We start from the raw sequence: 25721 nt of genomic DNA on the forward strand, positions 1-25721 counted from the left end.
CGTCGGGCCTCCTCGCCATGACACTTTACTCATTCACTGCTTACCCAATGCTCCGGACCACGCCGCCATCAACTCGAACGGAGGCGCCGTTGGTAGCCACCGACAGGGGGCTGGCAAGGTAGGCTACCATGCTGGCAACTTCCTCGGGCCTGATGAAGCGCTGAAGCAGGGAGGAAGGGCGGGCGTCGCGGAAGAACTCGTGCTCGGCTTCCTGGCGAGTTTTGCCTTCGCCGGCCAGCTTCTGCAGAAACTCCTCTACCCCCTCCGAGGCCGTGGGGCCCGGCAATACCGAGTTTACCGTTACCTCCGTGCCTTTGGTTAGCTCGGCCAGGCCGCGGGCTACGGCCAGCTGGGCGGCTTTGGTGGTGCCGTAGTGAATCATTTCCGCCGGTATCTGCAAACCCGATTCGCTGGAGACAAACACGATGCGGCCCCATTTCTTTTCCAGCATCTGCGGAAAGTACTGGCGCGAAAGGCGCACCCCGCTCATCACGTTCACCTCGAAGAAGCGCAACCAGTCCTGGTCCGGAATTTCAGCGAAGGGCTTGGGCTCGAAAATGCCCACGTTATTGATCAGAATATCCACGCTGGGCACTTCCAGCAGAAGGTAAGTTACCTGCTCGGGCTTGCTGAAATCGACGGGCACGGTGCGGATGGCGGCTGCGGGCGTTTCCTGCAGAATGGCGGTGCGGGCTTCCTGCAGGCGGGCTTCGGTGCGACCAGTCAGGATAACTTCGGCGCCCTCGGCGGCCAGGCGGCGGGCAATAGCCAGCCCAATGCCGGCGGTGGAGCCCGTAATCAGGGCTACCTTTTTCGCGAGTTGTAAATCCATCAGGGAAAGGGTTTGGAGGTCAGGGTGAGGTAGCATAACCCGCCGCGCCGGGTTTTGTCAGCGGAAGCCGGGCAGTTTTGCCCCGCGGCCAACCTCATCTATTTTGAGCGGGCATCGTATTGGGTTGCAACCCCGCGCCCCGGAAGGCAGCTCAACCAATTCCGCCGTTTCGGGTTGTGTACTACTCATCAACGCTACCCCTCCCCATGTCCTTTACCTCTTCCCGTCCCGAAGACCTGCTCACCAACGCTGCCCGCATGGGCGATGTGGAAACCATTAAAACCCTGCTGGCCGAAGGCGCCGACGTGAATTACCAGGATGGCCGCGGCTTCACGCCCCTTATTCTGGCCGCCTACGATGGGCACATCGAAGCCACCCGTGTGCTGCTGGAAGCCGGCGCCAACCCCAACGTGCACGACGCCAGCGGCAACACTGCCCTCATGGGCGTTTCTTTCAAAGGCTACCCCGAAATAGCCCAGCTGCTCATCGACAATGGCGCCGACCTGAACGCCCGCAACGGCAACGACGGTACGGCCCTCATGTTTGCTACCCTCTTCGGCCGCCACAACATGGTGCCGGTGCTGCTCAAGGCCGGGGCCGATGCTACCCTGCGCGACGTGCGCGGCCTTTCCGCCCGCGACCTGGCCTTGCAGCAAGGCAACGAAACCGCCCTCAACCTGCTTCCTCAGGAGTAGGCAGGCGTTAGTCTCCGAACGATTTGGTCATGCTTATACCCTATGTGTCAGGCTGAGCCCCGCGAAGCACCTTTACCGCTTCGTTGCTATTCTCTGTTGATTAGCCAGAAGTGGAGGTCCTTCGCGGGGCTTAGCCTGACAGATGGTATAGAAAGGTCAAGCTCAGCATAATTCTGGCATCGGCTGACCGTCAGCGGCATCTGGTCGTACAGGGAAGTTGACTTGCGCATTTTTCCTGTATGACTATGAAACTCAAACCCCTAAAAAAACAAACGCTTGTAATCACCGGCGCTACCAGCGGCATTGGCCTGGCCACGGCCCGCATGGCCGCCGAAGCCGGCGCCAACCTGGTGCTGGCCGCCCGCAGCGAAGAAGACCTCCGCCACGTAGCCGCCGACCTCACCAAGCGCGGCGGCAAAGTAGCCACCGTAGTAGCCGACGTGGCCCGGATTCCGGACATACAGCGCGTAGCGGCCACGGCCCGGGAGCGGTTCGGCGGCTTCGATACCTGGATCAACAACGCCGCAGCCTCTATCTGGGGGCGCCTGGAGGAAGTCAGCGACGAGGACAGCCGCCGCATGTTCGATACCAACTACTGGGGTGTGGTAAATGGCTCCCTGGAAGCCATTAAGCACCTCAAACAGCACGGCGGGGCCCTCATCAACCTGGGCAGCGTGGCCTCTGATATTGCGTTTCCGCTTCAAGGGCAGTATTCGGCCAGCAAGCACGCCATCAAGGGCTTTACCGATGCCCTGCGCATTGAGCTGGAAGAAGAAGGCGCGCCCGTGTCGGTAACGTTAATCAAGCCGGCGGCCATCAACACGCCGTTTCCGCAGCACGCTAAAAACTACATGGACCGGGAGCCCCAGCTGCCCCCGCCCGTGTACGAGCCCGAGGAGGTAGCCCACGCCATCATTCACGCGGCTCAGCACCCGGAGCGCGACGTGTACATCGGGGGCGGGGGAAAAATGTTCAGCTCCATGAACAAGCATTTCCCCAAAGCCATGGACTTTATGAACGCCAAGGCTACCATGAAGATGCAGACCCGCGACGAGGCCCCGCGCCACCCCGCCGGCTCCCTGCACCGCCCCGAAGTCCGGGACGGCCGCGTGCACGGCGACCATCCGGGCTACGTCATGAAAAAAAGCCTTTATACCCGCGCTAGCCTGCACCCCGTCCTGACGACAACCTTCGCGGCCCTGGCCGGCGGCGTGCTGGTAGCCCTGCTTTCCGGCAGAAACAGCCCGGATAATAGCGCCAGCGAGTAGGTTTCAGAGTGATAAAGAAAAGCCTCCGGCTGCACTGTGCGGCCGGAGGCTTTTGCGTGTATGTGGGGGGTAGGATTTTACCAGCAGACCGTCATTCCGAGCGCAGTCGAGGAATCTCGCGTGCTGACGTTGCCAAGGTAACTGTCATGCTGAGCGCAGTCAAAGCATCTCTACCGCTTCGATATAGTGCTATTAATTAGCCAAAGGGAGAGATGCTTCGACAAGCGGACGCCAGATCAAGCATGACGGTTACTTTGGCAACGTCAGCACGCAAGATTCCTCGGCTCCGCTCGGAATGACATTCTATTATACCGGTGCCGCTGCCTGCCTACCCGCGCTTTTCCAGGGGCTGCCAGGTTTGCTCCACCACGGCGGCGGTGTTGGTGGATAGAAAATCGTTGTACAGGTCTTCGGCCGGACCTTCGCCCAGCAACGGTTTGCCTTCGGAGGGCAACACCAGCAGCAGGGCGGCCGGCGAGAGGCCCAGGGCGGCCGTGAGCTGGTGGAGCAGGGTAGCGGGGTCGTCGGCGTAGGCTTCCTGCAGCTTTACCACCGTGAGGTGCTGGCCTTTGTGCTCAATCTGGGCGAATACGCCCGCCGGGCCGGTTGAAAAGTTTTCTGGTTCCATAGAGGCTGGGGTTTTCCTACCCCTATACGCAAGCCCAGCCCGCAGCGCCGACTTTACCGCAGCGGGCCGAGGTCCAGCGTATCGCCGGGGGCCAGGGCGTGCACCGTGGCCGGGCTGCCAGTGGCTAAGGCGGCCAGCAGCTGCGCGGGCGTGCCCACCAACGACGGAAAGGTGCCGTAGTGAAACGGCACCACGTGCGGCACCCGCAGTAGCCGGGCCGCGTGGGCGGCTTCGCGCGGACCCATCGTGTACCGGTCGCCGATGGGTAGGAGGGCTACGGTGGGCTGGTACAGGTCAGCCAGCAGGGTCATGTCGCCGAACAGGGCCGTGTCGCCGGCGGCGTAGAGCACGGTGCCATCGGAAAACCGCAGCACGTAGCCCACGCCCTCGTGCGGAAAGCCGGTGCGGCCATCGGACAAATCAACGTGGGCGGCGTGGTGGGCCACCGTCATGGTCAGGCGCAGCTGCAGCACCTCTACGCTGCCGCCTACGTTCATGGCCTCGCACTGGGCAGCCGGCACGCCCTGCTCCCGCAGGTAAAACCGCACCGGCGCGGGCGCTACCACCCGGGCTCCGGTGCGGGTCAGCAGGGCCGGCAGCTCGGCATCCAGGTGGTCGTCGTGGCCGTGGGTGAGCAGTACCAGGTCGGCGCGCTCGGGCTGGCGCAGGTGTTCGGGCACGTAGGGGTTGCCCGTCAGCCACGGGTCGAGGAGCAGGACGTGGCCCTCGGGGCTGGTGATGCGGAAGCTGGCGTGGCCCAGCAGCTGCAGGCGGGTAGTTGACATGGGGGCAGGGGGTAGGGGGTAGGGTAGGAGGGCGGCCCGAAAGTACGATTATCCCGCAGGCCGCTCACTACCCCCGCGGCACGCGCCAGGGGCTGGTTATCTTCGGAAGCTTGGGTTCTTCCGCCTATATTTAACTACCACCCTACCCCTGCTTTCCTTCCTATGTCGTTGGTTTCGCCTGTTTACTTTAAAAATGCCGCGGCCCGCATCACGGAGAGCCCCGAGGGGTTTGCCGTGGTGAAGTGGCACAAAGGCGTTCGTAAGCCCGAGGACTTCCGGGCCGTGCTCCGCCACCTTGACCGGCTATTCCGGCTGCGCCAATAAAGCAAGCTGCTGGCCGACCAGCGCGAGCTGACGCCTTTCACGGAGGCCGAGCGCACCTGGGTGGTAGAGGAGTGGCTACCCCGCGCCGTGGGCGAAGGCCCGTACCGCTACGCCGCCGTGCTCCTGCCCCTGGACGTATTCGCCCGCCTGGCTTCCAAATCGGTGATGTCCGAATCGTACAAGAAATTCCTGGCCTACCAGTTCTGCGAAACCGAAACGGAAGCCGCCCAGTGGCTGCGGCAACAGCACTAGCAACCACCGGAACCGGAGATACTGCCCGGCTCAGGCAAGCTCACCCGGCTGCACTACTGCCAACAAAAAGGCCCGCCGGAAGCGGGCCTCTTTGTTAGAGTATGGTAGCTACATCGAGGGTAGCCTGCCCCGCCACGGGGCCCGGCACCTGGGTCCGGCGCAGCAGGGTAGCTATGTGCTTGGGCAGCTGGTTTACCGTGAGGGGTTGCAGGGGCCGGGCCACCACGTAGTAGCGCGTATCGGCGCGTTCGTGCAGGCGGGTTTTGGCGAAGGAGAACAGCCCGCGCCGGGCGTAGCGCGCAAAGCCTTGGTAGCTGCCCTCCTCCGTGCCCTCGGCTACCCCCGCCGCCACCGCCGAATCGGTTTCCGGCAGCGTCAGGAAATACTGGTGCAGCTCCAGCAGCACCTCCTGCGAAGCCGCCACCGATTCGGGCAGTATCCCGCCGCCGGAAGCCACGTGCAGGATATAGCCGTTGCTATCCGTAGCAAACCAATCAATATCCGCGTCTTCCTGGTCTATTTCGTCAATGCGCATGAGTCAAGGATAAGAAACGTAAAATTTTGATTTTATAACTCTTTGTCTTTGTGTAGCTCAAAAGCATTTAAAAGATTCTTGTATACATTGAAACACAAGCTAGCATCTTCCAGTGCATTATGGTAGTTAGATCTTTTTATATTGAAATAAGTTGCACAATCAGTTAGTGATTTGATGTCTGGATGTATAAGTCCAAGAGTGACAGCTAATTTAGATATAGATTGAACGTCAATATGTCTATAATTTATTTTGTTATATTCACTATTCATTCCTGTATTAAGACACATTTTTTTAAAAAAAGGAACATCGAATCCTATATTCCAGGCTCCAAAAATAAAATCGTGACCTATTTTATTGAAAAAATCCTGTGTTACTTCTTTCTGACTCGGGCTATTGGTTAATAATTTGTAATCTATTCCATGAACTTCTTTAGCTGATAAATCAATAACATTATTCTCTAATCTTATTAATGAGCTAAATTCACAGCGTTTTATCCCATTGTTGTCAACTAAGATAGCGCCAATTTGTATTGGTTCGTCGTTGAATATGTCAATTCCTGTTGTCTCAAAATCTATAAAGCAAATAGGCTGTTGCGAGAATTTTTTAAGGTTTGAAAACATATTCTTCAAAAAAGTTTGGATCACTTGTTACACTGCTTAGTTCCTCCATGCATTTATTGTAAACGGAGTTGTTGTCGTCAGTTTTCCTGAAAAGAAAAGCGAAAGGCTTTATGGATTTTATATGAGAAATTTTAGATGGGACTAATAATAGTTCGTTATCGAACCTATAAAAAGAATAAAACACAGGGTGTCGTTTGACAAATACAATTCTTATTTTTGCTTTTAATAATTTTTTTGATTTTAAATCATTAAATGCTCCAGTAAGCATGTTTTTAGTTTCTACTATTTTGGATTTTATGCTTACTTGTGAGTTTTGATTTCCCCAATGTTGTTCAAGGGGAGGAATGAATATATTGTCTTCGTGAGCAAGATAAATATTAATATTTTTACCCTTTTGACGTGCTAAATTCATCAAAGTGTCATTGTGGCTATTAAATAAAGTCTGTCCATATGTTAAGTACATATCAATTTGGTTTGATTTTGCTAGAGTTCCTCGAAAATCGAAATCACTAAAACTTGGGAAATAATTAATTAGCCCAGCTCTAATGACCTCTTTTGATATGTTAAAATTATTTAGCATATCGTCGTATACTTCTTTTCTGGATACTAAGTCAAAATACAAACCGACAAGTAGACCCGTTAATACCGCTACGGAGATATTGTTGAATAAATTTATAGCGGGAACCCAACCTCCTTTTGGGTAATTTGATTTGTATAACTCTGATATTAGTATAATTATTATTGTTGTTAATAATATTAAAACATTTCTAGATGAAAGAATTTTAGATTTCATGAAATTTTTAATAATTATGTGTAAAGTGTTTGTGTCAGGCTTCTAACTTCTCCAAAATCTCCTGCGCTGCTACGGCAATAACAGTCCCGGGGCCATACACGCCGACAACGCCGGCGTTGTAGAGGAAGTCGTAGTCTTGGGCGGGAATGACGCCGCCGGCAATAACGAGGATGTCTTCGCGGCCGAGCTGCCGGAGCTCCGCAATGAGCTGCGGAATCAGGGTTTTGTGGCCGGCGGCGAGGCTGCTCACGCCCACTACGTGAACGTCGTTCTCGGCGGCCTGGCGGGCTACCTCGGCGGGCGTCTGGAACAGGGGCGCAATGTCCACGTCGAAGCCTACGTCGGCGAAGGAGGTAGCAATTACTTTGGAGCCCCGGTCGTGGCCGTCCTGGCCCATTTTGGCCACCATCATGCGGGGCCGGCGGCCTTCGCGGGTGGCAAATTCGTCGGCCATCTGGCGGGCCTTGGCAAACTGCTCGTCGTAGTTCATTTCCTGAGAATACACGCCCGAAATAGCCCGAATGGTAGCCTGGTGGCGGCCGTACACTTTCTCTAGGGCATCGGAAATCTCGCCGAGGGTAGCACGCAGGCGGGCGGCCTGCACGGCCAGGGCTAGCAGATTGTCGTTGCCGGTGCGGGCAGCTTCTGTCAGGGCCTCCAGGGTCTGCTGCACGGCGGCGCTGTCGCGGGTGGCTTTAATCTGGTTCAGGCGCGCAATCTGCGACTCGCGCACGGCGGCGTTGTCGATGTCGAGCACCTCAATATCGGTGGCCTCGTCTACGCGGTACTTGTTCACGCCTACCACGATTTCCTTGCCCGAGTCGATGCGGGCCTGCTTGCGGGCGGCGGCTTCCTCGATGCGCATTTTGGGCAGGCCGGTTTCAATGGCCTTGGCCATGCCGCCCAGCCCCTCTACTTCCTGAATCAGGGCCCAGGCTTTATCGGCCAGCTCGTGGGTAAGGGTTTCCACGTAGTAGGAGCCGCCCCAGGGGTCCACCACGCGGGTAATGTCCGTTTCGTGCTGAATATAGAGCTGAGTGTTGCGGGCAATGCGGGCCGAGAAGTCGGTGGGCAGGGCTATGGCTTCGTCGAGGGCGTTGGTGTGCAGGCTCTGGGTGCCGCCCAGGGCCGCGGCCATAGCCTCGATGCAGGTACGGGCCACGTTGTTGAAGGGGTCTTGCTCCGTGAGCGAGTAGCCCGAGGTCTGGCAGTGCGTGCGTAGGGCCAGGCTCTTGGGGTTTTGGGGCTCGAACTGCTTGATAAGCTTGGCCCAGAGCAGGCGGCCGGCCCGCATCTTAGCAATTTCCATAAAGTGGTTCATGCCAATAGCCCAGAAGAACGACAGGCGCGGAGCAAAGTCGTCAATCTTCATACCCGCCGCCAAACCGGCCCGCACGTACTCCAGCCCATCGGCCAGGGTGTAGGCCAGCTCCAGATCCGCAGTAGCCCCGGCTTCCTGCATGTGGTAGCCCGAGATGCTGATGGAGTTGAACTTGGGCATATGCTGCGCCGTGAAGCTGAAAATATCCGCAATGATGCGCATGCTCGGCAGGGGCGGGTAGATGTACGTATTGCGCACCATGAACTCCTTCAGAATATCATTCTGAATGGTGCCCGCCAGCTTCTCGGGCGTTACGCCCTGCTCCTCGGCCGCCACAATGTAGAAGGCCATAATGGGCAGCACCGCCCCATTCATGGTCATCGACACCGACATCTGATCCAGCGGAATCTCATCGAACAAGAGCTTCATGTCCTCCACCGAATCAATAGCCACGCCGGCCTTGCCCACGTCGCCTACCACGCGCGGGTGGTCGGAGTCGTAGCCCCGGTGGGTAGCCAGGTCAAACGCCACCGAGAGGCCCTTCTGTCCGCCCGCCAGGTTGCGACGGTAGAAAGCGTTACTTTCCTCGGCGGTTGAGAAGCCCGCGTACTGCCGGATGGTCCAGGGATTCTGGATGTACATGGTGCTGTAGGGCCCGCGCAGGTAGGGCGCCTGCCCCGCCCCAAAACCGAGGTGGCCGAGGTGCTGCACGTCCTGCGCGGTGTAAAACTGCTTCAGCGCAATGCCTTCGGGCGTGGAAGTTTCGGTAGCGTCAGCGGGCGGCGCGGGCAGCTGAGCCGCGTCGTAGGCTATAGTTGAGAAGTCGGGCTTCATTTCAGTTAATAGTTGTGAGTTGCCAGTTGTCAGTCAGGTAGGAGTAGTGGGTTATTGGTTGCCAGACCATCTTAAAAAAGAACTGGCAACGGACAACTCACCACTGACAACTCATTTTTTCCCCTGCAGGCGGGCCAGTACGTCTTCAGTAGAATATCCCTGCACGGTGAATTCCTTGAAGCCGAACACGTGCACGGCTTCCTGCATGGTGGCCAGGTCGGCGGTGAGCAGGGCGGGGGGGATGAAGTTGGGCTCGTCGATGGGGACGTGGCTGATAGCGCGGGAGAGGCGGCCGAACTGCTCGGGGGTAGCGTACATCAGCGTAGCTTCCTCGGCCGAGGAAAACAGCACCGACAATGTGCCCTCCGGGTGGGCGGCGCGTAGCTCCAGCCGTTCCGTTTCCGGCAGGGTTTGCAGAAACGACTCCAGAATAATCTGGTTGGTGTGGGCGCCCAGCAGCACCATGGCGGCGCGCTTCTTCTTTTTCTCCCGCCGCTCGAAGTGCAGGGCCGTAGCCAGCCGCAGTACCTCGGTGGGGTAGGTGGCCCGGGTGCTGTCGAACTCCCGGCTGCGCAGCAGGCGCTTGGGGTTGTAGTCGAACTTCTCGTTGGGGTTCTGAAACTTGTTGGTGCCGACTACTACCTGCTCGCCGTTGGCAATGCGCCGGAACTGCGCCTGGGCCGAGGCGTGCAGCTCCTGCATAACCAGCCCCGTAGCGGCGGGCAGGCCACCGGCCGCTTCTATCTTCTGGAACAGCGCCCAGGCCTCGCGGGCCAGCTGGTCGGTGAGGGTTTCGAGGTAGTAAGAGCCGGCGGCCGGGTCCTGCACTCTATCGAGGTAGGCTTCCTCGCGCAGCAGCACCGGCAGGTTGCGGGCCAGGCGCTCGGCAAACTCGTTGGGGGCGTGAAACAGGCAGTCAAAAGCGCCCACGCTCACGGCATCGGCCCCACCCATTACGGCGCTCATGGCCTCGGTGGTGGTGCGCAGCAGGTTGGTGTGCGGGTCGAGGGTAGTCTGGCTCCAGGTGGCGGTGCTGGCGAAAATGGTGAGGCTTTGAGTTGCTTCGGGGGGTAGGCCGTAGGCGTGCAGCAGGGTAGCCCACAGGCGGCGCAGGGCCCGCAGCTTGGCTATTTCAAAAAAGTAGTTTGGGCCCACGGCTACGTGCAGGTGCATGGCCGCGGCTACTGTTTCCACGGAAAGATGGGTGGCAGGCAGCTCGCTGAGGTAGGCGGCCGCCGTGGACAAGGCAAAGGCAATTTGCTGGGTAGCCGTAGCGCCGCGGTTACCATAATAGGCTACATCCAGCCCCAGCGCCCGGAACCCGGGCCAGTTTTCGCTCAGGCGGATAGCGGTACGCACCTCATCCAGCTGCGCCTTCAGGTCGGGGGCGTGGCGGGTAACTGGGTCGGCCACCAGGAAGCCCCGGGGCGAAACGTCCAGCGCGGCCAGGCGCTGCATCAGGCGGCCCGCGCCGCTGCGCACGGTGTAGCCCACGTACGTGTCGGCGAGGGGTAGGCGCTGGTGTAGCTGCTCTACATCGAAGCCCTCGGCGTGGCCCAGCACGAAGTGGGCGCCATCGGCCCCACGGGTCAGGGCGTCGGCGGCCCGTTCCACGGTTGCGCGGCCGCGCTCCAGGGCGGGTACCGAGTACGTGGGCACATTGCGCCAGTGGGCCTCGGGCCGGACCTGGGGGGTAGGGGAGCCGCCCAGCTGCTGCAGGGCTTCCTGATGGTAGAAGGGCTGCACCGCAAACCCGTCGGGCGTCTGCCAGGTCAGGGCGGCGGGGTCTTTGCCCTTCAGGTCGCGGGCAATGCGCTCCTGCCACTGCGGAGTAGTAACGGCGTCAAACTCAGAAAACGAAACAGGCGCGGGGCGCGGCGAATCGGCCATAATGCGGCGGGTGGGGTGGGAGAAAAATGGCCCCGAGAGGCGGGCTTAAAGATACCGGTTCGGGCTCATAATGCCACCTTGGAAGCGGGTAGCTCAACCCTATACCTTTGTGCGCTTTTTTAGGATGCTTCCCATCCGCGTTTTCTATTTGATTGTTGTGTACCTGAAACAACCTGTACTCCTCGGAGCTCTCCTGCTTGGGGCTGCTTTCGCGCAAGCTCAAACCAATTTCCGGCCCGGCTACGTGGTAACACTGGCCGGCGACACCCTGAAGGGCGAAGTGGACTCGCGCGGAGCCCAGCGCAATGCCCGCCTCAGCCGCTTCCGGACTGCCAAATCAGCTCCTGTTACCGAATACCGCCCCCAGCAGCTGCGCGGCTATGGCTTCACCGACGACCGGGTGTACCAGACGGAAACCGTGCTGCTCAGCGACTCAGTTCGGCGCGAAGGATTGCCGGACCTGAAAGAAGAAGCTTTTCCGCGTGCTTCTTTTCTTGAAGTAATTGTGCAAGGCCCAGCCAGTCTGCTCTACCTGCGCGATGAGCGCAGCAAAGACCATTATTACCTGCGCACGCCGGGCCGGCCTCTGCAAGAGCTGATTCAGACAACTCAGGAGGTAGTGCGGAATGGAGTCACGTATTGGCAAAAGTCGGATGAGTTTCGACGTGTCCTGGCCGCTGCTACCCAGCAGTGTCCGGCGGTACAGCCTGCTATTACTACCGTCCGGTACGACCAGGCTGGACTCATCCGCATTGTGCGCGCTTATAACGAGTGCGTTGGTGGGGTGTCAGTCGCGCCGGCAGCTGCAAGCCGTAAAAATCATGTGCGGTTAGGCCTAGTGCTGGGGGCCGAGAGAAGCCAGCTTGTTTTAGATGACTACCCCGATCTGCAGGCCAAAGGTACCAGCTCGGTTCAGCCGGTAGTGGGCCTGGCCGCAAATCTTTACCCGACCGGCGCGAGTCGCACCCTTTCGGCGCGGGTCGAAGCGCTGTATGAAAAGCAGTCCTACCGGGCCGAAACCCGGTTGAGCACCGGCACCATGCGCAACTACCGCGTAACGCTGGAAAGTATCCGGTTGCCCATAACAATACGCTATACGTACCCGAAAGGAGCTGTCCGGCCGGTTGTATATGCTGGCTATGCATTCGGCCTTTTCCTGACAAATACCGCTGAGGTTCAAGGATCTTACGGCTGGAACCCGTGGCTATTCGCCAACAACCCACGCGACCTGGAGCAGGGCATTATGGTAGGCGCCGGCCTGACAACGGCCCGGGCCGCCGGCCGCAATCTGGCCGTGGATCTGCGCTACGAGCGCTCCGACGGATTTCTTGATGCAACAGCTCTGGGCAGCCGCGTCAACCGGGTTTACCTGCTGCTGAGCTACGACCTGACCAAGTAAGCCCGCCAACCAGGAGCCGGGAGCAGAAGACCGGCCTTCTGTTCCCGGCTTCTTCTTTCAGGGGGAAGCAGCCTCATCACCTCAACTCCCGTCGTGTGGCCTTACCTTTGCCCTTCGTTTTTCTTTCCTCTGACCCCATGCAACTTCTTCGTTCCCGCTTGGCGGCCTTAAGTCTGCTGACGGCCGTAGCCCTGGCCCCCGCCTGCCAGCGCGGTGCCTACGTGCCCAAGGCTCAGCTGGCCCCCGTTACGGCCCAGCCCGTCGGCAAATCCGCTCCCGAGGACCCCCAAGCCGCCGCCACCATTGCCCCCTACCGCCAGCGCGTAACCGAGCAGATGACGGCCGTCATCGGGCAGGCCCCGGTAGCTATTACCAAAGGCGGCGGCGAGTCGCCGCTGTCCAACTTCGTGGCCGATATTCAGCGGGTGCGGGCCAGCCGGGAGCTGAAGCAGCCCATGGACCTGGGCGTGATGACCAACGGCGGCCTGCGGGCTCCCATCCCGGCCGGCGCCGTTACCGTGGGCTCGGTGTTTGAGCTCATGCCCTTCGAGAACGAGCTGGTAGTGCTGGATGCCCCCGGCGCCGTGGTGCAGCAGCTTTTCGACTACGCCGCCCGCGTTAAAATGCCGGTTTCGGGGGCTACGTACGTGGTTTCGGCCGAAGGCAAGCCCCAGGAGGTGCGCATTGGGGGGCAGCCTCTTGATGCTTCCCGCACCTACACCATCGCCATTTCCGATTACCTGGCCGGGGGCGGCGACAACCTCACGTTCTTTAAGGCCCTGAAGCCGCGCGGTACCGGCGTGCTGCTGCGCTCCGCCATCGTGGACTACATCCGCGAGCTGGCCCAGCAGGGCAAGCCCATTGAGGCCAAAGTAGAAGGCCGCGTGCGGATGAGTAACTGAGCAGAAAGAGTAATGGCATAGCTGCGCGGTTGGCGCGAGAAGTGCTGCCACACCACATCTATTCCGTTACTCCGCCACTGCGCTACCCTTCTTACTCCCTTATTCAATTCCTCAGCTACTCTTCCACCATGGACCGTCGCGAATTTCTGAAGCATACCGGCCTGGGGGCCGCTACTCTGGGCCTGCTGGGCGTTTCGGCGCTGCCCGCCACCGCCGCCGATAAAAAGGCTACCCGCCTCACCATTCTGCATACCAACGACATGCACTCCCGCATCGAGCCCTTCCCCGACAATGCTACCCAATGGGCCGGCATGGGCGGCATGGCCAAGCGGGCGGCCCTCATTGAGCAAATCCGGAAGCAGGAGCCGAATGTGCTGCTGCTGGATTCCGGCGACATCTGGCAGGGCACGCCCTACTTCAACTTCTTCCAGGGCGAGCTGGAGTACAAGCTGATGAGCCAGATGGCCTACGACGCCAGCACCCTGGGCAACCACGACTTCGACAATGGCCTGGAGGGCCTGCAGAAACAGCTGCCCCACGCCACCTTCCCCTTCCTGATTGCCAACTACGACTTCTCCCAAACCATCCTGGCCGGCAAGTTTCAGCCGTATAAGGTGTTCGAGAAGCAAGGCATCCGGGTGGGCGTGTTCGGGCTGGGCATTGAGCTGTCGGGCCTGGTCGGCGACAAAAACTTTGGTGCCACCCAGTACCTCGACCCCGTGGCTACGGCCAAAAACATGGTAGCCAAGCTGCGCGGCCCCGAGAAGTGCGACATGGTCATCTGCCTCTCTCACCTGGGCTACAAGTACGAAAGCGCCAAAATAGACGACCGGAAACTGGCCGCCCAGGTCAGCGGCATCGACCTGATTCTGGGCGGGCACACCCATACCTTCCTTGAGAAGCCCGAGCCCATTGCCAGCCCCAACGGCCGCACCACCCTGGTGAACCAGGTGGGCTGGTCGGGCATCAACCTGGGCCGCCTCGATTACTCTTTTGAGCGGGGCGCGCGCCAGCCGGTGGTAGCCGCTACCGCCGTTGTTCCCGTACAAGCCGCGTAGTTACCAGGGAACGGCTTCGGTAGTACAGTGGCGCCGCTCCTGTGGTAAAAAGGCATAATAAGCAAGGGTTTGGGGCGTTTTTTTGTCTCCTGACTTTTCCACATTTTTGTCTCCCCCTAGAAAAAAAAGGGCCATTTTTGGCCGGTTGCCAGCCTGTTACTCTCCCCACCTGCACACCTGTTGCTTTTGCCCTATCTGATTGATGCTGAAGGATTGTCGAACCGTATGGGCCAACTGTCTTCGCGTCATCAAGGCAACGATTGGTGAGCAGAGCTTCCGGACGTGGTTTCAACCCATTGTGCCGGTGCAGCTCCACAATAACGTGTTGTTGATTCAGGTGCCCAGCACCTATTTCTACGAGTTTCTGGAAGAGCACTACGTGGAGGAGCTCAAGCGCGCCATCCACCAGGAGCTGGGCCCCGAGGGCCGGCTGGAGTATAGCATTGTGGTGGACCAGGGCAATGCCCAGCAGAAGCCGCGTACGCTCAACCTGCCCACCACCCGCAAAGCCGCCGGCCCGGCCGCCGTTGTTACGCACGCGGCTACCTCCCTGGCGGCCAGCGCCCTGACGGGCTCGGCCCGCAATACGGCCGCCGCCTCGGTGGCGCCCGCCCCAGCCCCGCCTACCCTGCGCAACCCCTTCGAGGCCAGCAAAACCATTGAGCGCGACTACCTGAAGTCGCAGCTGAATACTACCTACACCTTCGAGAACTACATTGAGGGCGACTGTAACCGCCTGGCCCGCTCGGCGGGTTTGGCCGTGGCCAACAAGCCCGGTACTACCTCCTTCAACCCCTTGATGGTGTACGGGGGGGTAGGGCTGGGCAAAACCCACCTGGTGCAGGCCATTGGCAACCACATCAAGGCCACGAACACCGATAAGTTCGTGCTGTACGTGTCGGCGGAGAAATTCACGAATCAGTTTATCGAAAGCCTGCGCTCCAACCAAGTGCAGGACTTCGCCAATTTCTACCTGCTGGTGGACATTCTGATTCTGGACGACGTGCAGTTTCTGTCGGGCAAGGACAAAACCCAGGAGATGTTCTTCCACATCTTCAACCACCTGCACCAGGCGGGCAAGCAGATTGTGATGACCTCGGACAGGCCGCCCCGCGACCTGGTGGGCCTGGAAGACCGTTTGCTTTCCCGCTTCAAATGGGGCCTGACCGCCGACCTGCAAAGCCCCGACTTTGAGACGCGCATGGCCATCATCCAGAACAAGATGCAGCAGGATGGCATCGACATCCCGCCGCAGGTAGTGGAGTACCTGGCCCACTCGGTGAATACCAACGTGCGGGAGTTGGAAGGCGTACTGATTTCGCTGGTGGCCCAGAGCAGCCTCAACCGCCGCGAGATTGACCTGGAAATGGCCAAGCAGGCGCTCCGCCACATCATTGAGGAGGTAGAAGCCGAAGTGAACCTCGATTTCATCCAGAAAACCTGCGCCGAATATTTTGGCGTGCCCCTGGATTTGCTGAAGGCCAAAACCCGCAAGAAAGAGGTGGTAACGGCCCGGCAAGTAGCCATGTACTTCGCCAAGGAGCACACTACGCACTCTCTGAAAAGCATCGGCCACCACTTCGGCGGCCGCGACCATAGCACCGTCATTCACTCCGTCCAGACGGTGTCGGACCTGATTGACTCCGACAAAGCCTTTCGGGGCACCATTGCCGAGCTGCGCAAGAAATTCGCCGGCAAGTAAGCTGGGTTTCCTACCCCTAACAAAAAGCCCAACCGTTACTCACGGTTGGGCTTTTTGTTAGGGGTAGGGATACGCGGCCTGTTATCCGCTCCGGTCCGACAGGCGAAGCTCATCCGACCGGTTGGCTTCGTGCTGACTGCCGGCTGAAGAGGTTCGGGCAACTACAAAGGGTAGGCAGCCGAATGCGGATGACGCGAACATCAACCGGTCGGACGGGCTCCGCGCGTCGGACCGGACCGTGGGCCTACGCTTGCGTGTCGCGCAGGTCGATGTTGTGCTTGGCGGCGAAGGCCCGTACCTGCTCGCGCATGAGGCGCTTACGCTTGGCGCCCTTCACCTGGCGCAGGCTCATGGCGTAGGTACCGCCTTCCTTAAGCAGCAGGCGCAGCTGCTGCGGCACCAGCTCAAGGCTGGCAATGCCCTCGGCCGGGAAGGCCTGCTTGGGCCGGAACAGGCCGTCTTTGTGCACAATGTAGGCGGGCGTAAACTCCAGGTAGCTCTGCGTCCCGAACACCGGCGCGTTGTGAACCAGCACGTAGCCCAGGTAAATCAAACTGAACACCAGGAAGACGTAGTGCAGAAAGTGCATGTCGCTGGCGCCTTCGCCCGTTACGATGAGGGCCACCGTGTAGCCAATCCAGAGCAAGCCCAGGAAAAGCTGACCTAAAAACGGAATGCGCTGGGTGTTGGCGGGCTGAAGACGAATGCGGGTAGAGTTGGGGTGCATAAGGGCGTTGAAGTCGCTGAGACTGGCAAAAGTAAGCAGTTCAGCCTTCGTTGGTTGCTTTTCCGGGTTGGTTTTATAGTTGCGCCCGCCGCAGGGGGTAGGCACCGCCGCAAAACCAACCCGGCAATACAGAAGGACGCAGGCCTGTTTATTTCAGCGTAGCCGAGGCCAGCTCCATTTCCGGCACGGCACTAAGCACCTGCGAAACGGGGCAGTTTTTCTTGGCCGTTTGGGCATACTGCTGAAATTCTTCCTGGGAGAGGCCTTCCACCTCCCCTTCAGTAGTCAGGCTGATTTTCACGATTTTGGGCACTTCGCCGGCGGTATCCAGCGTCACCTTCGACTCGGTGCGGATGTGCTTTACCTGCTTGCCGTCTTTGGTCAGAATGCTGGTCAGGAACATGGTGTAGCAGCCGGCGTGGGCCGCCCCAATCAGCTCTTCGGGGTTGGTGCCTTTCTGCCCCTCAAAGCGGGCGCCCACCGAGTACGGGGCCGATACCGTGCCGCTCTGGGTGGTAATCGTGCCGCTGCCTTTACTATCGCCGTTCCATTCGGCGTTGCCACGCTGGTTGATCATGAGGTGAGGGAATGAAGAGTGAAGAAGTAAACTTGTGTGCTTCCTACGAAAACCAGCGGCCAAGGATAAGCTCGGGGGTAGCAAACCCGTGTTGCGGGAGCTAGTACCTTTGAGTTCTTCTTTAGTTAAAAGCAAACCATCGAACCCTTTGGGTCGGCCGATGTGCTTGCCCTCTTTGAGTTCTTCTTTAGTTAAAAGCAAACCCATTCACGCTTCTACTACCCTTCTCCTCCAACGTTCATGGGCCTGAAATCTACCCTAAGCCGGCCGCTGGCCGCTTTCGTTGCCCGGCAGTATCGGCAGTGGCAGCAAGACCCCATCGGCACCCAGCAGCGCCTGCTGCAGGCCCTGTTGGCCCAGGGGCAGCGCACGGCCTTCGGGCGCGACCATCACTTTGCCGGCATCCGGACGGCCCAGGATTTTGCCTGGCAGGTGCCCGCGCGCGACTACGAAGCGCTCAGCCCTTACTTCAACCGGGTGAAGGCCGGGGAGCCGGATGTGCTGTGGCCGGGCAAGCCGCTGTACCTGGCCAAAACCAGCGGTACCACCTCCGGCGCCAAGTACATCCCGATTACCAAGGACAGCATTCCCAACCACATCAACGGGGCCCGCGACGCGCTGCTGCACTACGTGCACGCCACCGGCAAAAGTCGTTTCCTGGATGGCAAGCTGATTTTCCTGTCGGGTTCCCCGGAGCTGGAAACGGTGGCCGGCATTCATACGGGCCGCCTCTCGGGCATTGCCAACCACCATGTGCCCGCCTACCTGCGTCGCAATCAGCTGCCCAGCTACCAGACCAACATCATCGAGGATTGGGAAACCAAGCTTGACCGGATTGTGGACGAAACCTTGCCCCAGCCCATGTCCCTGATATCGGGGATTCCGCCCTGGGTGCAGATGTACTTTGACCGCATTGTGGCGCGCACGGGCCGGCCGGTGGGGGAGGTATTTCCGGGGTTCGATTTGTTTGTGTACGGAGGTGTGAACTTCGAGCCCTACCGCAAAAAGCTGTTCGAAACCATTGGCCGCCCGGTGGACAGCATCGAGCTGTTTCCAGCCTCTGAGGGCTTCCTGGCTTTCCAGGACGAGCCCGGCAACCCCGGTATGCTGCTGCTGCTGAACGCGGGCATCTACTTTGAGTTTATTCCGGCCGAGCGGTTCTTCGAGAAAAATCCGCCCCGCCTGACCCTGGCCGAGGTGGAGCTGGACAAGAACTACGCCCTGGTGCTCAGCTCCAATGCCGGCCTCTGGGGCTACAGCATCGGCGACACGGTGCGCTTCACCCAGAAATATCCCTTCCGCGTCGTCGTGACGGGCCGCATCAAGCATTTCCTATCGGCTTTCGGCGAGCATGTGATTGGCGAGGAGGTAGAGCAAACCCTGCGCGAGGCCATGCAGCAGCACCCCGAGGTAGAGGTAGTAGAATTCACAGTAGCCCCCCGCGTCAGCGACGACCCCGCCGTGCCTTCCCGCCACGAGTGGCTCATTGAGTTTGCCCACCCGCCCCACGATGCCGCCGCCTTTGCCGCCGCCCTCGAGGCCGGCCTGCGCCGCCGTAATGTGTATTACGATGACCTGCTGCGCGGCAACATCCTGGCCCCACTGCAACTCACGCCGCTGCCGGCCGGGGCATTCCAGCGCTACATGAAAAGTCTGGGCAAGCTTGGCGGCCAAAACAAAGTACCCCGGTTAAGCAACGACAGGGGGGTAGCGGAAGGGTTGTTGGTGGGCTGATCTTAATGAGGTAAGTTGCCGCCGACCAAATCTTATAGTATCCTATTCATTTCACTCACCAAGCCCATGAAAAAAGTAGTGTCTGTGGTTGTGGCTGGCTTCTGTGCCGTATTCGCTTCGGTAGCTTTTATGAGTGCGACTTCCCCGGAGCCAGTGGAGGGCCGCACGGAAGAGTATGCGGTAGTGAGCGTGTACCAGTACGGCAAACGCAACTTTGTTAGTGTAACCATCGGCTCCAAGCCCAGCGAGGAAAAGGAGTACCAAAAAGAAAAGAATGATAAGCGCTACGATCTGGCCCCGGTGTTAGCTGAGGTGGAAAAGTTGAATGCCCAGGGCTATGAACTCGTCAATAGCGCGGCCGCCATGCACAGTGTGGAAGGGGGCGGCGGCCTGCCCTTCTATTCGTTCATTATGAAGCGCCGCCTGCGGTAGGCGGCGGAAAGCTTACCTTCCTGACCGGTACCATTTGATGAGTCTTAAACCCCAACTTCACGCCCTATGCCTGGCCTACGTGCAGGAGCGTATAGCGGCCTGCCAGGCGGCTATTCAAGCGGCCCAGGAATCGGCTAACTCCGAAACCAAAAGCAGCGCCGGCGACAAGTACGAAACCGGCCGGGCCATGGCCCAGAACGAGCGGGACCGAAACGCCGTGCAGCTCCAGCAGGCCCTGCAGCTACAGGGCGAAGTGCAGCGCATCAACCCCGAGCTGCCCTGCGACACGGTGCGGCCCGGTGCCCTGGTTGCCACCAGCATGGGCCGGTTCTACATCAGCATCAGCGCCGGCAAGCTTACCGCGGAGGGGCAAGACTACTTTGCCGTATCGGCGGCGGCGCCCGTGGCGGCGGCGCTGGCGGGCAAGCGGGCCGGGGAGCAGGCCGCGTTCAACGGCAAGCCAGTTCGCATAGAAAGCATAGTCTAGAAAACAGAATGCGCGGGCAAGTCCGGCTTCGCGCTACTTTTGTACATGTCCTTTCCTACCCCCAAGCGCGTTACCCTGCTCGGCTCCACCGGTTCCATCGGTACCCAAGCCCTTGATGTGATGCGCGCCCACCCCGGCAAGTTCACCGTCACGGCCCTCTCGGCGCAGTCCAATGCCGAGTTGTTGATTCAGCAGGCCCGCGAGTTTCGGCCCGCCGCCGTGGTTATCGGCGACGAAGCCAAATACCCTACCGTAAAAGCCGCCCTGGCCGGTCAGTCCGAAACCGAGGTGCTCACCGGCCCGGCCGCCCTGGCCGACGTAGCCGGCCGCGACGATACCGACGTGGTGCTTACGGCTATGGTGGGCTACGCCGGGCTGCTGCCCACGGTGCGCGCCATCCGGGCCGGCAAAACCATTGCCCTGGCCAACAAGGAAACGCTGGTGGTGGCCGGGCAGCTGATTACGGACCTGGTAAAGGAATATGGGGTAGGGCTCTATCCCGTCGATTCGGAGCACTCGGCCATTTTTCAGTGCCTGGTAGGGGAGGAGCAGAACCCCATCGAAAAGATTATCCTGACGGCCTCGGGCGGGCCGTTCCGGGGCCGCACCCGCGAGCAGCTGGCCCTCGTCACGAAGGCCCAGGCCCTCAAGCACCCCAACTGGGATATGGGCGCCAAAATCACCATCGACTCGGCCTCCCTGATGAACAAGGGCCTGGAGGTGATTGAAGCCAAGTGGCTGTTTGGCCTGCGCGACGACCAGATTGAGGTAATCGTACACCCCCAAAGCATCATCCACTCCCTGGTGCAGTTCGAGGATGGCTCCCTGAAGGCGCAGCTGGGCCTGCCCGATATGAAGCTGCCCATTCAGTACGCCCTGGGTTACCCCCAGCGCCTGCCCAGCCAGTTCCCGCGCTTCCGCTTCCTCGACTACCCCCAGCTTACCTTCGAGCAGCCCGATACGGACACCTTCCGCAACCTGGCCCTGGCGTTCGAGGCCATGCGGCGCGGCGGCAATGCGCCCTGCGTGCTGAACGCCGCCAACGAAGTAGCCGTGGCCGCCTTCCTGCGCGACGAAATCGGGTTCCTGGAAATGTCGGAGGTAGTAGAAACCAGCCTCGCGCGGGTTTCGTACCTTGCCGCTCCTAGCCTGGAGGACTACGTGCAAACCGACCTTGAAACGCGCCGCGTGGCCCAGGAGCTAACCGGGGCCCGCGCCTGACACCCTGGCCGGAATGGCACTACCCTCGGGTTCGGTGCGTTGTTTGTCATACCGGGTGAGGAGGTGGAAAGGAATGAGGGGATGAAGTGAAGAGGTGAGGAGGTACATAGTGACAGGGAACAAGTTCTGTCACCTTTTACCTGTCACTTGTCACCCCATCACCAATTACCCCATCACTTCATCACCTCCTATCACCTCATCACCTAATTACTTCATCTTTTGGAAGAACTTATCATGGCCGGGCAGATGCTGCTGGGCCTTTCCATTCTGGTTGGCTTGCACGAGTTCGGACACTTTGCAGCGGCCAAATACTTTAAAATCCGGGTCGATAAGTTTTACATCTTCTTCGACTTCCTGTTTCCCCTGCCTGGGGTGATGAACTTTGCCCTGTTCAAGAAGAAAGTGGGCGAAACGGAGTACGGCCTGGGCTGGTTCCCATTGGGCGGCTACGTGGCCATCCACGGCATGATCGACGAAACCCAGGACGCCGACAGCCTCGCGGCCGAGCCCCAGCCCAACGAGTTTCGGGCCAAGCCGGCCTGGCAGCGCCTGATTGTGATGCTGGGCGGCATTATCATGAACGTCATTACCGGCATCGTCATCTTCTCGCTTATCACCTTCAAGTACGGCGAAAGTTATCTGCCCTTGTCGGAAGTGCGCTATGGAGTTGACGTTAGTGAACTGGGTAAGAAAATCGGGTTTCAGCGCGGCGACAAAATCGTTAAGATTAACGGGCAACCGTTCACTGATTTCGAGGATATCTACAGCGTAGATGCCTTGCTCGGGACCAATGCCTACTATACAGTGGATCGTAACGGTCAGATAGTAGATATTCCGGTGCCGAACAATTTTATGGACGATTTGGCTGATGCGAAAGAGAGATTCGTCACGCCTCTGATTGCATTCAAAATCGAGCAAGTTGTCATAAACACTCCGGCGGCTAAAGCCGGTTTGCAGGCCAACGATAAGATTCTGAAAGTAGGAAATCAGGCTGTTCCTTTCTTCTCTGATTTGCAAAAGGCCCTGAAGGCGAATGCCAACAAGGTAGAGCATCCGTCGCTGCTGCAACGCTTTCTGAACTGGATTCGGGGTGTCAAACCTAAAAGGCTTACATCTAACGCTACTCCGTTACTGGTGGAACGCGCCGGTAAGCAGCTTACCCTGCCGGTAATGGTTGATGAGGACGGCCGAATCGGGTTTGCTCCTAAGCTGCTTATCAAAGATGGGGTACATCGCTATGGTTTTGTGGAGTCTATAGGCGTAGGTACCAAGCAAGCTTTTGGGGTCGTCACTACCCAGATTGCAGGCTTCAAAAAAATATTTAGCGGCGAAGCGTCGCTCAGCAAATCGTTAGGCGGCCCGGTAGAAATAGCGCAGCAGTATGGCGGGCAATGGGACTGGTTCCGTTTCTGGACCCTGACGGGAATGCTCTCTATGGTGCTGGCCTTTATGAACCTGCTCCCGATTCCGGCCCTCGACGGTGGCCACGTCGTCTTTCTGTTGTACGAGATGATTGCTGGTCGCAAGCCTTCTGATAAATTCCTAGAGAATGCTCAGAAGGTAGGCATGCTGCTTATTCTGAGCCTGATGGCTTACGTTTTGGTAATTAAGCAAATTATCAACGCTATTGGCTAAGAAGTAGGTCCTGTACCTGCTTCCCGTAAAGCCGTGCTACCTGCTGAGGTGGCACGGCTTTTATGATAGACCTGGCACCTGCAACCGTGCCGTGGTATTTCACTTCTTTTGCCCATGTTTTCTTTTTCATCGTTCCGGCGCATCGGGCTGGTAGCGGCCTTGCTGCTGGCGGCCCATGTAGTGGCCTGGGCGCACGCCTACCACGCCAGCATCCTGGAAGTGCGCTTCAACCCCGGCAAGCAGCGGCTGGAAATGGCCCTGAAAATCTTCATCGACGACCTGGAGCAGAGCCTGTCCGTCGGGAAGCCTACCCCCGTGCGCACCGATCAACTCGCGCGGGCCCAGCTGGATCCGCTCCTGATGGAGCTATTGCGCCGCTCGGTGCAGTTCAGCGCCCGGCCGGGGCAGGCGCTGCCGCTCACGCTGGTGGGCCTGCAGAAAGAGAAGGACTCCTATTGGGTGTATTTCACGGCGCCGATGCCCGCCGCGGCTACCAGCGTAAGCCTGCGCCACCAGCTGCTGCTCGACCTGTTCCCCGACCAGATGAACATCGTCAACCTGGAAGCCAAGGGCCAGAAGCAAAGCCTGCTCTTCCGCGACGGCGAAACCCAGCAGCAGCTGAAGTGGTAAACAGTGTCAGGGCGAGGACGCAGGACGACGCCATCCTTCCTGACCAACGTGCTACCCCCTGAAACGTGACAAGCCCTTACCTCCGTGCTGGAAGTAAGGGCTTGTCACGTTATTCGGCTGGTCACGCACAGAGGAAGGATGGCTTCGCGCTGCTCGCCATGACGTTACCAACCGCCGCTGCCGCCGGCATCTTTCTGCTCGCTTTCCGGCTTAATCAGGCGGAACTCTACGCGGCGGTTAGTGCGGGCGTCTTCCTCCGTCGCCTCGGCCTTGAGGGGTTGGGTGCTGCCGTAGCCCATGCTCTCAATGCGGTTGGGCTTGAGTTTCCCCTTTTGCTCGATGTAGCGGCGGATGGCTTCGGCCCGGTCCTGCGAGAGGGTCATGTTAAAGTCCGGGTCGCCTTTGCTGTCGGTGTGGCCCGAAATGCTGAGCCGGAACGTGGGGTGGTCCACCAGGAACACGGCAATGCGGTCCAGAATGGGGTGCATGCTGGCCCGGATGTTGGCCTTGTCCTGGTCAAACTCGATGTTCTTGAAAATCAGCGGGAGCTTGTAGTCGATGGAGTTGGTCATCAGCTTCATCACCGTGTCGCCCTGCAGGGCAAACTTCTTTTCCACGCTGAAAAAGTCGGGGCTCTGAATCAGCATCACGTAGTGCGAGCCCTCAATCAGGTCAAAGTCGAAGGAGCCGTCGTCGCGCAGGTACTTGCTGGCTACCTCAATGCCGTTATCTGTATCAATAATGCTGACGATACCGTTCAGCGGCCGGCGGCTCACCGAGTCAATCAGGGAGCCCGCTATGTGAGTAGTGGCCAGGGGCTGGGCCTCCATGGGTAGCGGAAACGAGAAGAGGTCGAGGTTCTTCATTTCCTTTTCCTCGGAGCGGGCGTAATACAGGCTCTTCGATTCAGAGTCAATCGTGAAGTAATATTCTGAGCCTCTGCCGTTCACCAGCGGCCCAATGTTGATAGGCTCCTGCCAGCGGCCCCGCACCCGGTACGTCTTATAAATATCGAAGTCGCCGAAGTTGAGCAGCTGCCCGCGGGAGCTGAAGTAGAGCACATGGTAGAGCGGGTGGTAGAAGGGGCTTACCTCACTTTCGCGGGTGTTTACCACGGGCCCCATGTTCTGGGCCTTGCCCCACTGCCCGTTCTTCTGCTTTACCGTGTACCAGATGTCCGAAAGGCCAAAGCCGCCCAGACGGTCAGAAGCGAAGTACAGCGTGTCTTCGCCGGGGGAGAGGGTAGGCTGCGAGTCCCAGGCCGTGGAGTTGACGTTGCTGCCGAGCGTTTTAGGCGCCGTCCATTGCCCCTCCCTGAAGGTCGAAACGTACAGGTCGCAGTTGCCGTGGCAGGTAGGACACTCGCAGCGAGCGAAAAACAGCGTTTTACCATCCTTGCTGATGCAGGCCGAACCCTCGTTGTAGGGCGAGTTGATGGGTTTGGGCAAGGGCTCGGCCTCCGTCCAGACGCCGTTTTCGCGCCGGGAAGTGTACAGGTCCTCATCGACTACCCCGTGAATGCCGCGCATCTTGCGCTTCGAGGAGAAGATAAGCTGGTCGGCGTCGGCGTTGAGGGTAGGGCCGTAGTCCTCCACTTTGGAGTTGATGGCGTCGCCCATGCTGGTGTACACGCCTTTGGGCGGCCGGAAAGCGGCAATGTTTTTCCGGTACTCTACAATGTCGTAGTACGTTTTGAGCGGCACGTACAGGTCGGCCGTTTTCTGCTCCAGCGAGTCGTAGTAGAGCTGCACCTTTTTCAGGTCCTGGCGGCGGTGCTTGAGGGCCAGGCGGTAGTAGGCCTTGGCCCGGTCTTCGTTGCCGGCCTTTTCCCAGAGCTGGCCCAGGCGCCAGAGCAGGCCGGTATCCTTGTAGAAGTTCTCGATGCCAAACCGGCTCACGTACACGTCCAGCAGGTTGCGGGCGGCGTTCCAGTTTTTGCGCTTTTCGGCCCGCTGAATTTCCCGGAGCGCTTTTTTATCCTCGAAGTACGCCAGGCGGTTGATGTTCGGGAAATCGGGGGTAGCGTCGGTGCGGGCCCGGGCGCTCCGGATAACTTTGGCGCTCAGCTTCCGTTGCGCGTTGGGTAAGCTGCTTTTTTGCTGAGCCTCCACCACAACAGGTAATACCAGTGCCAGCAGCAGCAACGGTCCAGAAAGCACGAAACGGAAAAAGCGAAGCATAGCAATGATAGAGCACAGAAGCGGTGGGAGCCGGCAAGCATCAAAAATAGGAATTTTTGGATGCAGCTCTACATCCTCTGCCTCTTCAGGGCCAAGCCTTATTTTTGGGTCTGCCATGGATGAGCTCTGCCGATGTGGCCGGCCCGGTTGGTGGCACGGCGCTTGACCAAATCCATACCTTCGGGTAACTCCCTACGTTTAAGCCTAAGCTTATCCCGCGCTCCTGTCATTCTGACACGCAGCGTTGCTTTTCTGTCTCT

Annotated in this window: 25 protein-coding genes; 14 read left to right on the plus strand and 11 right to left on the minus strand. The window is 59.0% G+C overall.

Annotation, left to right across the window (positions count from 1 at the left end):
* Positions 1 to 40: 40 nt before the first annotated feature.
* A complete protein-coding gene (locus tag GGU46_RS04515; RefSeq protein ID WP_183402338.1) occupies positions 41 to 832 on the minus strand; it encodes an SDR family NAD(P)-dependent oxidoreductase in 792 nt (263 codons plus the stop codon).
* Between the two features lie 206 nt (positions 833 to 1038).
* On the opposite strand from GGU46_RS04515, the gene GGU46_RS04520 reads away from it, so the two are divergent.
* Complete coding sequence (locus GGU46_RS04520; protein WP_183402339.1) at positions 1039 to 1527, plus strand: ankyrin repeat domain-containing protein; 489 nt, start codon at positions 1039 to 1041, stop codon at positions 1525 to 1527.
* 245 nt (positions 1528 to 1772) lie between these two features.
* Positions 1773 to 2795: an SDR family oxidoreductase gene (locus GGU46_RS04525; RefSeq protein ID WP_246398630.1), complete on the plus strand. Its 1023-nt coding sequence runs from the start codon at positions 1773 to 1775 to the stop codon at positions 2793 to 2795.
* Between the two features lie 328 nt (positions 2796 to 3123).
* On the opposite strand, the gene GGU46_RS04530 is transcribed toward GGU46_RS04525, so the two are convergent.
* Positions 3124 to 3423, minus strand: a complete 300-nt coding sequence (locus GGU46_RS04530; protein WP_183402341.1) for a hypothetical protein — start codon at positions 3421 to 3423, stop codon at positions 3124 to 3126.
* Between the two features lie 53 nt (positions 3424 to 3476).
* Positions 3477 to 4208, minus strand: coding sequence for a metal-dependent hydrolase (locus GGU46_RS04535; protein WP_183402342.1), 732 nt, complete (start codon positions 4206 to 4208; stop codon positions 3477 to 3479).
* Positions 4209 to 4370: 162 nt separating this feature from the next.
* Between GGU46_RS04535 and GGU46_RS04540 the strand changes: the two genes are divergently transcribed.
* On the plus strand, positions 4371 to 4532 hold the full coding sequence (locus GGU46_RS04540; RefSeq protein ID WP_183402343.1) for a hypothetical protein: 162 nt from the start codon (positions 4371 to 4373) through the stop codon (positions 4530 to 4532).
* Positions 4533 to 4619: 87 nt separating this feature from the next.
* Entirely contained in the window at positions 4620 to 4784 is a 165-nt protein-coding gene (locus GGU46_RS04545; protein ID WP_183402344.1) for a hypothetical protein, read from the plus strand.
* Between the two features lie 94 nt (positions 4785 to 4878).
* Here the strand turns inward: GGU46_RS04545 and GGU46_RS04550 are convergent, their stop codons facing one another.
* The 5 genes from GGU46_RS04550 to GGU46_RS04570 all read right to left on the minus strand — a co-directional run bounded on the left by GGU46_RS04550 (position 4879) and on the right by GGU46_RS04570 (position 10777).
* Positions 4879 to 5319, minus strand: coding sequence for a hypothetical protein (locus tag GGU46_RS04550; RefSeq protein ID WP_183402345.1), 441 nt, complete (start codon positions 5317 to 5319; stop codon positions 4879 to 4881).
* A 32-nt stretch (positions 5320 to 5351) separates the two neighbouring features.
* Positions 5352 to 5939: a 3'-5' exonuclease gene (locus tag GGU46_RS04555; protein WP_183402346.1), complete on the minus strand. Its 588-nt coding sequence runs from the start codon at positions 5937 to 5939 to the stop codon at positions 5352 to 5354.
* The gene (locus GGU46_RS04560) at positions 5923 to 6732 is read right to left on the minus strand and encodes a hypothetical protein (RefSeq protein ID WP_183402347.1); all 810 of its coding nucleotides are present in this window, start codon (positions 6730 to 6732) and stop codon (positions 5923 to 5925) included. Before GGU46_RS04560 ends, GGU46_RS04555 begins: the two co-directional genes overlap by 17 nt.
* Positions 6733 to 6766: 34 nt before the next feature.
* Positions 6767 to 8887, minus strand: a complete 2121-nt coding sequence (gene scpA, locus GGU46_RS04565; RefSeq protein WP_183402348.1) for a methylmalonyl-CoA mutase — start codon at positions 8885 to 8887, stop codon at positions 6767 to 6769.
* Between the two features lie 111 nt (positions 8888 to 8998).
* Positions 8999 to 10777 carry a methylmalonyl-CoA mutase family protein gene (locus tag GGU46_RS04570; RefSeq protein ID WP_183402349.1) on the minus strand — a complete coding sequence of 593 codons (1779 nt, stop codon included), beginning with the start codon at positions 10775 to 10777 and terminating at the stop codon, positions 8999 to 9001.
* Positions 10778 to 10934: 157 nt separating this feature from the next.
* Here GGU46_RS04570 and GGU46_RS04575 point away from each other — a divergent pair, with 157 nt between their 5' ends.
* The 4 genes from GGU46_RS04575 (at position 10935) to dnaA (ending at position 15838) form a co-directional block, all read left to right on the plus strand.
* The gene (locus GGU46_RS04575; protein WP_183402350.1) at positions 10935 to 12176 is read left to right on the plus strand and encodes a porin family protein; all 1242 of its coding nucleotides are present in this window, start codon (positions 10935 to 10937) and stop codon (positions 12174 to 12176) included.
* A gap of 137 nt (positions 12177 to 12313) precedes the next feature.
* Positions 12314 to 13078, plus strand: a complete 765-nt coding sequence (locus GGU46_RS04580) for a 5'-nucleotidase C-terminal domain-containing protein (protein ID WP_183402351.1) — start codon at positions 12314 to 12316, stop codon at positions 13076 to 13078.
* 128 nt (positions 13079 to 13206) lie between these two features.
* Entirely contained in the window at positions 13207 to 14136 is a 930-nt protein-coding gene (locus GGU46_RS04585; RefSeq protein ID WP_183402352.1) for a bifunctional metallophosphatase/5'-nucleotidase, read from the plus strand.
* Between the two features lie 202 nt (positions 14137 to 14338).
* Complete coding sequence (gene dnaA / locus GGU46_RS04590) at positions 14339 to 15838, plus strand: chromosomal replication initiator protein DnaA (protein ID WP_183402353.1); 1500 nt, start codon at positions 14339 to 14341, stop codon at positions 15836 to 15838.
* 244 nt (positions 15839 to 16082) lie between these two features.
* Here the strand turns inward: dnaA and GGU46_RS04595 are convergent, their stop codons facing one another.
* Both GGU46_RS04595 and GGU46_RS04600 read right to left on the minus strand, forming a co-directional pair.
* Positions 16083 to 16670 carry a hypothetical protein gene (locus GGU46_RS04595; RefSeq protein ID WP_183402354.1) on the minus strand — a complete coding sequence of 196 codons (588 nt, stop codon included), beginning with the start codon at positions 16668 to 16670 and terminating at the stop codon, positions 16083 to 16085.
* Between the two features lie 43 nt (positions 16671 to 16713).
* Positions 16714 to 17142, minus strand: coding sequence for an OsmC family peroxiredoxin (locus GGU46_RS04600; RefSeq protein WP_183402355.1), 429 nt, complete (start codon positions 17140 to 17142; stop codon positions 16714 to 16716).
* A gap of 240 nt (positions 17143 to 17382) precedes the next feature.
* Here GGU46_RS04600 and GGU46_RS04605 point away from each other — a divergent pair, with 240 nt between their 5' ends.
* The 6 genes from GGU46_RS04605 (at position 17383) to GGU46_RS04630 (ending at position 23281) form a co-directional block, all read left to right on the plus strand.
* Positions 17383 to 18876, plus strand: a complete 1494-nt coding sequence (locus GGU46_RS04605) for a GH3 auxin-responsive promoter family protein (RefSeq protein WP_183402356.1) — start codon at positions 17383 to 17385, stop codon at positions 18874 to 18876.
* Between the two features lie 129 nt (positions 18877 to 19005).
* On the plus strand, positions 19006 to 19308 hold the full coding sequence (locus tag GGU46_RS04610; RefSeq protein ID WP_183402357.1) for a hypothetical protein: 303 nt from the start codon (positions 19006 to 19008) through the stop codon (positions 19306 to 19308).
* A 37-nt stretch (positions 19309 to 19345) separates the two neighbouring features.
* A complete protein-coding gene (locus tag GGU46_RS04615; RefSeq protein WP_183402358.1) occupies positions 19346 to 19795 on the plus strand; it encodes a 3-oxoacyl-ACP synthase in 450 nt (149 codons plus the stop codon).
* A 45-nt stretch (positions 19796 to 19840) separates the two neighbouring features.
* Positions 19841 to 21016, plus strand: a complete 1176-nt coding sequence (locus GGU46_RS04620) for a 1-deoxy-D-xylulose-5-phosphate reductoisomerase (protein ID WP_183402359.1) — start codon at positions 19841 to 19843, stop codon at positions 21014 to 21016.
* 219 nt (positions 21017 to 21235) lie between these two features.
* A complete protein-coding gene (locus GGU46_RS04625; protein WP_246398626.1) occupies positions 21236 to 22651 on the plus strand; it encodes a site-2 protease family protein in 1416 nt (471 codons plus the stop codon).
* A 114-nt stretch (positions 22652 to 22765) separates the two neighbouring features.
* The gene (locus tag GGU46_RS04630) at positions 22766 to 23281 is read left to right on the plus strand and encodes a DUF6702 family protein (RefSeq protein WP_183402360.1); all 516 of its coding nucleotides are present in this window, start codon (positions 22766 to 22768) and stop codon (positions 23279 to 23281) included.
* Positions 23282 to 23445: 164 nt separating this feature from the next.
* Here GGU46_RS04630 and GGU46_RS04635 read toward each other — a convergent pair whose 3' ends face one another.
* Positions 23446 to 25461, minus strand: coding sequence for an OmpA family protein (locus tag GGU46_RS04635; protein WP_246398623.1), 2016 nt, complete (start codon positions 25459 to 25461; stop codon positions 23446 to 23448).
* Positions 25462 to 25721: the final 260 nt, after the last annotated feature.

It is taken from the genome of Hymenobacter latericoloratus, assembly GCF_014199535.1.
GTDB classification, from domain to species: domain Bacteria; phylum Bacteroidota; class Bacteroidia; order Cytophagales; family Hymenobacteraceae; genus Hymenobacter; species Hymenobacter latericoloratus.

Excerpts from the sequence above, each read along its gene's own strand:
- GGU46_RS04620 (WP_183402359.1), top strand. The coding sequence starts at position 19,841 with ATGTCCTTTCCTACCCCCAAGCGCGTTACCCTGCTCGGCTCCACCGGT.
- GGU46_RS04570 (WP_183402349.1), bottom strand. The coding sequence starts at position 10,777 with ATGGCCGATTCGCCGCGCCCCGCGCCTGTTTCGTTTTCTGAGTTTGAC.
- GGU46_RS04580 (WP_183402351.1), top strand. The coding sequence starts at position 12,314 with ATGCAACTTCTTCGTTCCCGCTTGGCGGCCTTAAGTCTGCTGACGGCC.
- GGU46_RS04530 (WP_183402341.1), bottom strand. The coding sequence starts at position 3,423 with ATGGAACCAGAAAACTTTTCAACCGGCCCGGCGGGCGTATTCGCCCAG.
- GGU46_RS04605 (WP_183402356.1), top strand. The coding sequence starts at position 17,383 with ATGGGCCTGAAATCTACCCTAAGCCGGCCGCTGGCCGCTTTCGTTGCC.
- GGU46_RS04610 (WP_183402357.1), top strand. The coding sequence starts at position 19,006 with ATGAGTGCGACTTCCCCGGAGCCAGTGGAGGGCCGCACGGAAGAGTAT.
- GGU46_RS04515 (WP_183402338.1), bottom strand. The coding sequence starts at position 832 with ATGGATTTACAACTCGCGAAAAAGGTAGCCCTGATTACGGGCTCCACC.
- GGU46_RS04560 (WP_183402347.1), bottom strand. The coding sequence starts at position 6,732 with ATGAAATCTAAAATTCTTTCATCTAGAAATGTTTTAATATTATTAACA.
- GGU46_RS04635 (WP_246398623.1), bottom strand. The coding sequence starts at position 25,461 with ATGCTTCGCTTTTTCCGTTTCGTGCTTTCTGGACCGTTGCTGCTGCTG.
- GGU46_RS04520 (WP_183402339.1), top strand. The coding sequence starts at position 1,039 with ATGTCCTTTACCTCTTCCCGTCCCGAAGACCTGCTCACCAACGCTGCC.
- GGU46_RS04615 (WP_183402358.1), top strand. The coding sequence starts at position 19,346 with ATGAGTCTTAAACCCCAACTTCACGCCCTATGCCTGGCCTACGTGCAG.
- GGU46_RS04585 (WP_183402352.1), top strand. The coding sequence starts at position 13,207 with ATGGACCGTCGCGAATTTCTGAAGCATACCGGCCTGGGGGCCGCTACT.
- GGU46_RS04555 (WP_183402346.1), bottom strand. The coding sequence starts at position 5,939 with ATGTTTTCAAACCTTAAAAAATTCTCGCAACAGCCTATTTGCTTTATA.
- scpA (WP_183402348.1), bottom strand. The coding sequence starts at position 8,887 with ATGAAGCCCGACTTCTCAACTATAGCCTACGACGCGGCTCAGCTGCCC.
- GGU46_RS04550 (WP_183402345.1), bottom strand. The coding sequence starts at position 5,319 with ATGCGCATTGACGAAATAGACCAGGAAGACGCGGATATTGATTGGTTT.
- GGU46_RS04630 (WP_183402360.1), top strand. The coding sequence starts at position 22,766 with ATGTTTTCTTTTTCATCGTTCCGGCGCATCGGGCTGGTAGCGGCCTTG.
- dnaA (WP_183402353.1), top strand. The coding sequence starts at position 14,339 with ATGCTGAAGGATTGTCGAACCGTATGGGCCAACTGTCTTCGCGTCATC.
- GGU46_RS04535 (WP_183402342.1), bottom strand. The coding sequence starts at position 4,208 with ATGTCAACTACCCGCCTGCAGCTGCTGGGCCACGCCAGCTTCCGCATC.
- GGU46_RS04525 (WP_246398630.1), top strand. The coding sequence starts at position 1,773 with ATGAAACTCAAACCCCTAAAAAAACAAACGCTTGTAATCACCGGCGCT.
- GGU46_RS04540 (WP_183402343.1), top strand. The coding sequence starts at position 4,371 with ATGTCGTTGGTTTCGCCTGTTTACTTTAAAAATGCCGCGGCCCGCATC.
- GGU46_RS04600 (WP_183402355.1), bottom strand. The coding sequence starts at position 17,142 with ATGATCAACCAGCGTGGCAACGCCGAATGGAACGGCGATAGTAAAGGC.